Source organism: Niveispirillum sp. KHB5.9 (assembly GCF_048066115.1).
In the GTDB taxonomy this organism is placed as follows: domain Bacteria; phylum Pseudomonadota; class Alphaproteobacteria; order Azospirillales; family Azospirillaceae; genus Niveispirillum.
In genome coordinates this window covers 1-693 of sequence record NZ_JBLTYX010000073.1, presented here as the reverse complement: position 1 = coordinate 693, position 693 = coordinate 1, and the positions used below count along the sequence as shown (strand labels likewise).

Sequence of the window (693 nt, the reverse complement as noted above, 5' to 3'; positions counted from 1 at the left end):
CGGGAGGGGATGGCGGTTAACCATAAGAAGCTGCTGCGGATTTATCGTGAGGAAGGGCTGGCGGTGCGCCAGCGACGGGGCCGCAAACGCGCGCTGGGCACACGGGCGCCGATGACCCTGCCGCAGGCTCCCAACCAGCGCTGGAGCCTGGACTTCGTGTCCGACGCGTTCAGTGACGGAAGGCGGTTCCGCATCCTGGCCGTGGTTGATGATTTCTCGCGCGAATGCCTGGGCCTGGTGGCCGACACCTCGCTGTCCGGCAAGCGGGTGGCACGGGAACTGGACACCCTTGTCGCCATGCGGGGCAAACCGCTGATGATCGTCAGCGATAATGGCACCGAACTGACATCCAGGGCGATCCTGGCCTGGACGCAGACCAACCGGGTTGAATGGCATTACATCCAGCCCGGCAAGCCCACCCAGAATGCTTTCGTGGAAAGTTTCAACGGACGCTTGCGCGATGAATGCCTGAATGAAACCCTGTTCCATGGCCTGCGGCACGCTCGCCAGGTGCTGGCCGACTGGCGGGATGACTACAACAATATTCGACCCCATTCCACCCTGGGCGGGATGTCCCCCACCCGGTTCGCAACGTTCAGGACCGGGGGCATGCCCCCGGTCCTGAACGTAACTCAAACCCAATACCAAACCAGAGGACTCTGCTTATAACCGGTAACAATTAGGGGAGCAGGT

1 protein-coding gene is annotated in these 693 nt (G+C 61.9%); it reads left to right on the top strand.

What is annotated here, in order from left to right; translation table 11 throughout:
* The coding region (locus ACM9HJ_RS30990) for an IS3 family transposase (protein WP_416575668.1) at positions 1-669 on the top strand (669 nt) is incomplete at its 5' end.
* Positions 670-693: the final 24 nt, after the last annotated feature.